This is a genomic window from Achromobacter spanius, assembly GCF_029637605.1.
In the GTDB taxonomy this organism is placed as follows: Bacteria; Pseudomonadota; Gammaproteobacteria; order Burkholderiales; family Burkholderiaceae_B; genus Achromobacter; species Achromobacter spanius_E.
In genome coordinates this window covers 6,445,505-6,454,709 of record NZ_CP121261.1, presented here as the reverse complement: position 1 = coordinate 6,454,709, position 9,205 = coordinate 6,445,505, and the positions used below count along the sequence as shown (strand labels likewise).

At 65.7% G+C, this 9,205-nt stretch carries 5 protein-coding genes; 4 read left to right on the top strand and 1 reads right to left on the bottom strand.

The annotated features are described in order from the left end of the window. Positions 1 to 89: 89 nt before the first annotated feature. Entirely contained in the window at positions 90 to 989 is a 900-nt protein-coding gene (gene lpxO / locus P8T11_RS29040; RefSeq protein WP_268078906.1) for a lipid A hydroxylase LpxO, read from the top strand. A 69-nt stretch (positions 990 to 1,058) separates the two neighbouring features. On the opposite strand, the gene hrpA is transcribed toward lpxO, so the two are convergent. Continuing rightward, a complete protein-coding gene (gene hrpA / locus P8T11_RS29035; protein WP_268078907.1) occupies positions 1,059 to 5,093 on the bottom strand; it encodes an ATP-dependent RNA helicase HrpA in 4,035 nt (1,344 codons plus the stop codon). A gap of 217 nt (positions 5,094 to 5,310) precedes the next feature. Here hrpA and argA point away from each other — a divergent pair, with 217 nt between their 5' ends. From argA to P8T11_RS29020, 3 genes are all read left to right on the top strand, one after another. Beyond that, entirely contained in the window at positions 5,311 to 6,669 is a 1,359-nt protein-coding gene (argA, locus tag P8T11_RS29030) for an amino-acid N-acetyltransferase (protein ID WP_268078908.1), read from the top strand. 119 nt (positions 6,670 to 6,788) lie between these two features. After that, positions 6,789 to 7,061, top strand: a complete 273-nt coding sequence (locus P8T11_RS29025) for an oxidative damage protection protein (RefSeq protein ID WP_006218476.1) — start codon at positions 6,789 to 6,791, stop codon at positions 7,059 to 7,061. Positions 7,062 to 7,246: 185 nt separating this feature from the next. Continuing rightward, a complete protein-coding gene (locus tag P8T11_RS29020; RefSeq protein ID WP_268078909.1) occupies positions 7,247 to 9,196 on the top strand; it encodes a phosphocholine-specific phospholipase C in 1,950 nt (649 codons plus the stop codon). The last annotated feature ends 9 nt before the right edge of the window (positions 9,197 to 9,205 follow it).

Here is a 9,205-nt window from a genome sequence, read left to right as displayed (position 1 = left end):
CATCCAAGATTTCCAAAGCGGGGCATGCTGCCCCTTGTGTAACAATATAGGGTCGATCTGACCCATCTGTCGCAGGACGACGTTTACGTATGAAATGGTTAATACCCGGGATATGGCTGGCCGCCATCCTGTTTGCGCACTTCCGAGGCCGAGTCAAACTGCCTCTGGGCAGGCAACTGCTGGACCACTCGGTATTGCTGGCCCCCGTCAACGCCTTCATGGTGTTGGCCTCGCGGGTGCCGCCCACCCCCTACCTGACGACCAGTGAAATCGCCGAACTCAAGGTGCTGGACGACAACTGGGAGACGATCCGCGAAGAAGCCGTGCAAATGGCGGAGATGCAGCGGATCCGCGCCGCCGACGCCCATAACGACATCGGTTTCAATTCTTTCTTCAAGTACGGCTGGAAGCGGTTTTACCTGAAGTGGTATGACGCCCGCCACCCCTCCGCCGAAGAACTCTGCCCCAAGACGGTGGCCATTCTGAAGACGCTGCCCAAGGTCAAGGCCGCGATGTTCGCCGAGCTGCCCCCCGGCGGCCAGTTGAATCCGCACCGAGACCCGTTTGCCGGGTCGCTGCGCTACCACCTGGGCCTGCTGACACCCAACGATGACCGCTGCCACATCATCGTCGATGGCGAATCCTATAGCTGGCGCGACGGCGAAAGCGTGGTGTTCGACGAAACCTACGTGCACGAGGCCTACAACCACTCGGAGCAGAACCGCATCATCCTGTTCTGCGACGTGGAACGTCCGTTGAAATGGCGCTGGGCCGAGGCGTTCAACCGCTGGTTTGGGCGCGTGGTGATGTCAGCAGCCAGTTCACCCAACGACGGCGGCGACCAAACCGGCGCCATCAACCGGCTGACGCACGCGCACTGGGTCATCGACCAGAAGCGCAAGGCGTTCAAGACCTGGAACCGCACGGCTTACAAGGTGACCAAGTTCGCCCTGATTGCGCTGGTGATCCTGGGCTTCATCGCCATCTGAACGATAGACGCTGTCATCGGGCGGGTGGCACGTGCCGTAGCGCGCGCCACCCGCCCGATCAAGCCAGCTTCAGCGCTTGATCGATTCCCAGCTTTTCATCAGCCGCTTCACCGAAACCGGCATCGGCGTGCGCAGTTCTTGCGCAAACAACGCCACCCTCAGTTCTTCAAGCAGCCACCGGAATTCGTCCAGGCGCGGGTCCGGCGCGCCCTTCAACGCCGATCTGGCGCGCTGGTACTGCGTAAGCAGCGGCGCCATCTCGGCCACCAGCTTGGCGTCGCGCGTCGGGTCGGCCCGCAGTTTGTCGATGCGGGCGACCGCGGCCTTCAGGTAGCGCGGGTAATGGGACAACTGCGCATACGGCGTATCGCGGATGAACCACTTGGGCATCAGCGCGCTTAACTGCTGCTGCAGATCGGCATAGGCCGAGGCATGCGGCTTGGCTTGCGGCAGCTTGCGTTGCACCGCCGCGTACTCGGTCAGCACCGCGCCAGCCAGCCGGGCCACTTCCTGCGCCAACAGCCCCAGCCGCCCCTTGCCTTCCGCGCGGCGGGCATCGAACTGCTGGTCGTTCACCGGCCACGGCTCGGCCAGGCACGCCTGGCCCAGCGCGCAATCGATGATCTGGTCGCGCAGTTCTTCCTGCGTGCCCAGCGTCATGTACAGCATGCTGATCTTGGTCAGGTCGGCCAGGTTCTTTTCCAGAAACTTGACCTGCTCGCGCAGCCCCAGGCGGAACAGCTTGAGCAGCCCTGCCCGGTGGTGCTTGCGCGCCTCGTCCGGATCGTCGAACACGTCCAGGTCGCAATGCGCGCCCCGGTCCACCAAGGCCGGATAGCCGATGACCGACTGGCCGCGCCGCTTGATCTCCATGATTTCGGGCAAGGGGCCGAACGACCACGTCGTCAGGTTTTCGTGCGCCAGCGCCTGGGCCACCTGGGTATCGCTGGCGGCCAGTTGCTGGAAGGTGGCTTGCGCCTGCTTGCCGAATTCCGCGCGCAACTGCGCCAGGTTGCGCCCGGCAGCCAGCATGCGGCCGTGCTCGTCGACCACGCGGAAATTCATGAACAGGTGCGCGGGCAGCGTTTCAAGCTTGAAGTCGCCCACGGCCGGCCGCACCTGCACCTGGTCCCACATGTCGGCGATGATCGCGTCAACCAGGCCCTGCTGCGGGTCGGCCTGCCGTTCAAACCAGCGGTCGTAGAAACCGGCCGCGTAGTCGGGCAGCGGCACGCAATGGCGACGCAGCTTCTGCGGCAGCGACTTCAACAGCAGGTGGACCTTTTCCTTCAGCATGCCGGGCACCAGCCACTCGCAGCGGTCCGGGTCTATCTGGTTCAGCGCGAACAGCGGCACCGACAGGGTCACGCCGTCGCGCGGGGAACCCGGCTCGAAGTGGTAGTCCAGCGCCATCGTCACGCCCTGCCATTCCACCTTTTTGGGGAAGACATCGGTGGTGACGCCGGCGGCTTCGTGCCGCATCAGTTCATCGCGCGTCAGCATCAGCTTGGCGGCCGCGGCCTTGTCCAGGCCGGACACCCACTTTTCCAGCGAGGTCGTCTGCGAAATATCGGCCGGAAGCTGGCGGTCGTAGAAGGCGAAGATCAGTTCGTCGTCCACCAGGATGTCGGGGCGGCGTGTCTGATGCTCCAGCTTTTCGATGCCGGCGATCAGCTTGCGGTTGTGCGCCACGAACGGCAGGCGCGTGTCGATCTCGCCCGGCACCAGCGCCTGGCGGATGAAGAGTTCGCGCGCTTGCGTCGGGTTGACGCGGCCGTAATGGATGCGCCGGCCCGTGTAGATGGTCAGCCCATACAGCGTGGCGCGCTCGTTGGCCACGACCTGCCCGGCCTTCTTTTCCCAACGCGGGTCCGACCAGTTCTTGCGGATCAGGTGCGCGCCCACCTTTTCCAACCACACGGGGTCAATGCGCGCCACGCAGCGAGCGTACAGGCGCGTGGTGTCGACCAGTTCGGCCGCCATGATCCACCGGCCCGCCTTCTTCACCAGGCGCGAACCGGGATGGATGTGGAAACGGATTTCGCGCGCGCCTTGGTAGTGGCCGCCTTCGTCGCTCTTGAAACCGATATTGCCCAAGAGGCCCGACAGCAGCGCCAGGTGCAGTTGCTCGTAGGTGGCTTCCGCCTGGTTGACGCGCCAGCCTTGCTCGCCCACCAACGCCGCCAGTTGCGTGTGCACATCGTGCCATTCGCGCAGCCGGATGGGCGACAGGAAATTCTGCCGCAAGAGGTTCACCAGCTTGCGCTGCGACGCCTTGTGCTGAACCTGTTCGCCATACCAGCGCCACAGCTTCAGGAAGGAAATGAATTCCGATTTATCGTCGGCGAACTTGGCGTGCGCGGCTTCGGCGGCTTCGCGCTCTTGCATGGGGCGGTCGCGCGCGTCCTGCACCGACAAGGCCGAGGCGATGATCAGCATCTCGGCCAGGCATTGGTGTTCACGCGCGGCCAGGATCATGCGGCCGATGCGCGGGTCCACCGGCAGCTTGGCCAGTTCATGGCCCGTTTCGGTCAGCACGAACGACGCGCCGGTGCGCGAGGCTTCGGCCTCGTCGTCGGACGCGGACGCCAGCTCGATCGCACCCAGTTCTTGCAGCAGGTGATAACCGTCGGCCACCGCGCGCCCCGGCGGGGCCTCGACGAACGGGAACTGCTCGATGTCGTCCAGCTTCAGCGACTTCATCCGCAGGATGACGGACGCCAGCGACGAACGCAGCACTTCGGGGTCGGTGAACGCCGCGCGGTTATTGAAGTCGAGTTCGTCGTAGAGCCGGATGCACACGCCCGGGCCTACTCGGCCACAGCGGCCCGCGCGCTGGTTGGCCGACGCACGGCTGATCGGCTCGATACGCAGTTGCTCAACCTTGTTGCGCCACGAATAGCGCTTGATGCGCGCCAACCCGCTATCGACCACGAAGCGGATGCCGGGCACCGTCAGCGAGGTTTCGGCCACGTTCGTGGCCAGCACGATGCGCCGCGCGTTGGTGCGCGGGTGGAAGATCTGTTCCTGCTCGGCCTGCGACAGGCGCGCGTACAGCGGCAGCACTTCGGTGCCGGCCGGGTGGCGCTTGCGCAAGGCTTCGGCGGACTCGCGGATTTCGCGTTCGCCGGGCAGGAACACCAGCACGTCGCCGGGGCCATGGCGGGCGCACTCATCCACGGCATCGACGATGGCGTCGATCAGGTCGCGCTCTTCGTCGCCCGACATGCGTTCGCGGTCGCGTCCCGGCTTGGCGGCGGGAGCGGCGGCGTCCTCGGCCAATTCTTCGCGCACGGGGCGGTAGCGAACTTCCACCGGATACAGGCGGCCCGACACCTCGATGACCGGCGCGGGCTTGTCTTCCGATGCCGCGAAGTGCTTGGCGAAACGGTCCGCGTCGATGGTCGCCGACGTGATGATCAGTTTCAGGTCCGGGCGACGCGGCAGCAATTGCTTCAGGTAGCCCAGCAGGAAATCGATGTTCAGGCTGCGCTCGTGCGCCTCGTCGATGATGATGGTGTCGTAGCGGCGCAGGAGCGGATCGCGCTGCGACTCGGCCAGCAGAATGCCGTCGGTCATCAGCTTGATGGACGCATTGGGGCCGGTGCGGTCGTTAAAGCGCACCTGATAGCCCACCACTTCGCCCATCGGCGTGTTCAGCTCTTCGGCGATGCGCTTGGCCACCGACGTGGCGGCCAGGCGGCGTGGCTGGGTATGGCCGATCATCTTCTGGCGACCACGGCCCAGTTCCAGGCAGATCTTGGGCAACTGCGTGGTCTTGCCCGAGCCCGTTTCGCCGCTGACGATCACCACCTGATGGCCGGCGATGGCGCGCGCGATTTCCTGCCGCCGTGCGCTGACGGGCAGGTCTTCGGGATAAACCACGACGGGGATCGGGCGCTCGGGGCGATCCGCGCGCGGCGGGCGCTCGGGACGCTCGGGGCGGTCAACCCGCTCGGGCCGCTCCGGGCGGCCGGGGCGTTCGGCTTGCGCCGGGCGCGCGGGCCGGCGGGGCGCGCGGGTGGCCTCGGCCGGGGCGGCCGACGCGTCGTTGGCCCCCGGGGAAGCCGCTTTGGGCGCCCGCGGGCGGGATGATTCAGGCATGTACGATAGTCCGGTTAGCCGGGCATTATAAATTTCTATGGCGTCCCTGCCTGAGCGCGCGCGTAAGCGTGTTGAAATCCGGCACGAAATTGGCCCTGATTTCCCGCCTGCGCATCCCCTCGTCGGCCATATAATTTCGCCACGCCGTCATGCGACGGCGCTATGACGCGGCAAGACGCCGCGTTTTTACCGACTCTCAGGAATCCCTCCGCCCATCATGCCCGACCTGGAACCAGACACCGTCTCCGCCCTTGAAGCCCCGGAATTCGCAGCCGCGCAGTTCGTCCGATGGTTTCGCGACGTAGCACCCTATGTGCATGCGTTCCGAGGCAAGACCTTCGTGGTGGCGTTCGGCGGCGAGCTGGTCCAGGCCGGCGCGCTGAACACCCTGGTGCAGGACTTGTCGCTGCTGTCGTCGCTGGGCATCCGGCTGGTGCTGGTGCATGGCTCGCGTCCGCAGGTCAATGAGCAACTGCGCTTGAAGGGCTATACCCAGCAGTTCGACCGTGGTCTGGCGCCCACCGACGCCGCGGCGCTGGAATGCGCCAAGGAAGCCGCGGGCGAAATCCGCCTGGACATCGAAGCGGCGTTCAGCCAGGGCTTGCCCAACACGCCGATGTCGCACGCGCACATCCGCGTCATTTCCGGCAACTTCGTCACGGCCCGCCCCACCGGCGTGCTGGAAGGCGTGGACTACAAGCACACCGGCCAGGTGCGCAAGATCGACGTCGAGGCGCTGAAATTCGCCATCGAGAAAGGTTCGTCGGTGGTGCTGCTGTCTCCGCTGGGCTTCTCGCCCACGGGCGACGCCTTCAACCTGGCCATGGAAGACCTGGCCACCAGCGTGGCCGTTGCGCTGCGCGCCGAAAAGCTGATCTTCCTGTCCAGCTCGCAAGGGGTGCTGAACGATGACGGCACACTGGACACCGAACTGGCCCGCATCGATGCCGACGCCCTGTTGGCGGGCGGCGAACTGGATGAAGAAACCCACGCCTTCCTGCAATACGCCTCGCTGGCGGTCAAACGCGGCGTGGCCCGCGCCCACCTGCTGCCGTTCGCGCTGGATGGCAGCGTGCTGCTGGAAATCTTCACCCACGACGGCGTGGGCACCATGGTGGTGGAAGACACGCTGGACGACCTGCGTGCCGCCACGATTGACGACGTGGGCGCCATTCTGAGCCTGATAGAACCTTTGGAAGCAGACGGCACCCTGGTGCCGCGCCCGCGCAGCGTGATCGAGCGCGACGTGGAAAACTTCACGGTGCTGGAGCACGATGGGGTGATCTACGGCTGCGCGGCGCTGCACACCTTCGCCGACGAGCAGATGGCGGAAATGGCCTGCCTGATCGTGCACCCTGAATGGCAAGGCTCCGGCGAAGGCGAAATCCTGCTGCGCCACATGGAATCGCGTGCGCGCGCAACCGGCGCCAAGCGGCTGTTCGTGCTGACCACGCGCACATCGCACTGGTTCATCAAGCGCGGCTTCGTGCAAGGCGGCATTACCGACCTGCCGCGCGAAAAGCAGAACAACTACAACCGGTCGCGCAACAGCCTGGTGTTCATCAAGAAGCTGTAATGAAGCCCGGTGTCGCTGGCTGACGTCGATGCCTGACCGCAGCGCCTGAAGGGGCTTGGCGCCGATGCCGCGCCAAGCCCGCTAAAATACGCCGTTATTCCTATTTTCGGCAGCGAACCATGTCCCGTATCGTCAACTGTGTGAAATTGAAGCGTGAAGCCGAAGGGCTGGACTTCCCCCCCTACCCCGGCGAGCTCGGCACCAAGATCTGGCAGAGCATTTCCAAGGAAGCCTGGGAAGAATGGAAAGCCATCCAGACACGCCTGGTCAATGAAAACCGCTTGAACCTGGCCGATGCCCGCGCGCGCAAGTACCTGAAGGAACAGATGGAGCGTTTCCTGTTCGAAGACGGCACCGTCGAAGCACACGGCTACGTTCCGCCTTCGGCCTGATTCGGCAGCCGGCAACCGGCTGCGCCCGCTTGCCCCAGGCTCCCGGCCATGGCCCCATCACGAAGCCCCTCGCGCGCGAGGGGCTTCGCTTTTCGTGGCACCGACGTGGCACCGCCGCGCCATCGGCGGCACGCGACCTGACATTGCCCTTAAGATCGAAGTTTGCAGGCCGTATTAATGCTGTCATGAAAGAAGAATCGCGCTTGCCTCTCCCCGCCGACCCGCCGTCGTCCATCCAGCGCGCCATGGCGATCCCGCCTGATCGCAAGACGGGCACGATCCACGACGTACAGCACGTGGTCATCCTGATGCAGGAAAACCGGTCCTTCGACCACTATTTCGGCACGATGTCCGGCGTGCGCGGCTTTGCCGATCCGCATCTTGTGCCCACCCTGGCCGGCAACGTGCTCACGCAAGCGGACGGCACCACGCCATGCCGCCCCTATGCGCTACAGCAAGAACTCGCCAGCGACACACCCGCCGGCTTCATCACGCCGCACACATGGGTCGACGCGCAATGGGCCTGGAACGACGGCCGCATGGACCAATGGCTGCCCGCCAAAGGCCGCTTGGGGCTGGGCGCCTACACCTGCGCCGACGTGCCCTTCCAGGCCGCCTTGGCCAATGCGTTCACCGTGTGCGACGCCTATCACTGTTCGCTGCACGCCGGCACCAATCCAAACCGCCTGTTCCTGTGGACCGGCACGAACGATCCCACCGGCGCGGCGGGCGGCCCGGCGTTGGTGAACCATTTCGACAGGCTCGGCGCGGCAAACGAAGGCTATGCCTGGACCACCTACCCCGAGCGCCTGCAAGACGCGGGCGTGGACTGGCGCATCTACCAGGACATGGCGGACAACTTTCACGACAACCCGCTGGCCGGCTTTCGTCAGTACCGTCAGGCGCATGCCAGCGCCGCGGCCTCGGCCCCCTTGCGCGACCGAGGCCTGTCGACCCATACGCTGGATGATCTGGCGCGCGACGTCGCCGCGGGCGAGTTGCCGGCGGTGTCGTGGATCATCGCGCCCACCGCCGACTCGGAACATCCCGAAGTCTCGTCGCCGCGCCAAGGCGGCGCCTACACCGAGCGCGTGCTGGATATCCTGACCAGCAATCCCGAATGCTGGAGCCGCTGTGTCTTTCTTGTGACCTATGACGAGAACGACTGCTTCTTTGACCACGTGCCTCCGCCCGCCCCGCCGGCGCGCCATGCCGATGGCCATTCGGGCGGGCTGTCCACCGTTGAGCTGGACGGCGAATACCACGACGCCAGGCTTGGCCACAGCACTGCGCAGGAAGACCCCACCCACCTGCATGGCCGCGGTTTCGGATTAGGGCCGCGCGTGCCGATGCTGGTGGTGTCGCCCTGGAGCTGTGGCGGCTGGGTCAATTCACAAGTGTTCGACCACACCTCGGTGATCCGCTTCCTGGAAGCCCGCTTCGGCGTTTCTGAGCCGAACATCAGCGCGTGGCGGCGCGCGGTCAGCGGCGACCTGACCTCGGCCTTTGATTTCAGCGGTGATCGCGGCCCGCACCATCCCGACAGCAACCGTCACGCCTGCGCGCTGCCCTATGCGCTGGAAGCCGTGGGCCGCATGACGGCCGACGGCGAACACTACCGGCTGACGCTGCGCAACCCGGGCAGCGCCGCCGCCGTGCTGCATGTGTACGACCGCCATGACCTGGCGCGCGCGCCCCGGCGCTACACGATCGGCGCCGGCGCGCGACTGGACGATGGTTGGCGGCTGAGCCAGGGCGGCGCCTACGACCTGTGGCTGCTGGGTCCGGATGGCTTTCACCGACACTTCCGGGGCGATTCCCAGGACGGTGGCACGCTGGAAGCGCAGTTGGTTCCGGTAACGTCGGGGCTGCGCGTGCGGCTCATCAACCACAGCGACGCGCCGCAGCCGGTGAAGCTGGAATCCCGCATGGGCGACAACTGGCGCGCCATGGCGCACGTGCCCGCTGGCGGCGCAATGGAGCTGAAATACATCGGTTGCGAAGGCTGGTACGACCTGGAAGTCAGCGCCCCTGGCATGCCGGCCTTCGGCCGCCGGCTTGCCGGGCGCATTGATGCCGGCAAACCAGGCGTGCCGGATCCAAGGCTTTGCCAAGGCGCGGTGCTGCCGCTGTAGTGCCGCCCG

What these genes read in the sequence shown, in the direction of transcription:
- lpxO (WP_268078906.1), top strand. Translation starts at nt 90, where the DNA reads ATGAAATGGTTAATACCCGGGATATGGCTGGCCGCCATCCTGTTTGCG.
- hrpA (WP_268078907.1), bottom strand. Translation starts at nt 5,093, where the DNA reads ATGCCTGAATCATCCCGCCCGCGGGCGCCCAAAGCGGCTTCCCCGGGG.
- argA (WP_268078908.1), top strand. Translation starts at nt 5,311, where the DNA reads ATGCCCGACCTGGAACCAGACACCGTCTCCGCCCTTGAAGCCCCGGAA.
- P8T11_RS29025 (WP_006218476.1), top strand. Translation starts at nt 6,789, where the DNA reads ATGTCCCGTATCGTCAACTGTGTGAAATTGAAGCGTGAAGCCGAAGGG.
- P8T11_RS29020 (WP_268078909.1), top strand. Translation starts at nt 7,247, where the DNA reads ATGAAAGAAGAATCGCGCTTGCCTCTCCCCGCCGACCCGCCGTCGTCC.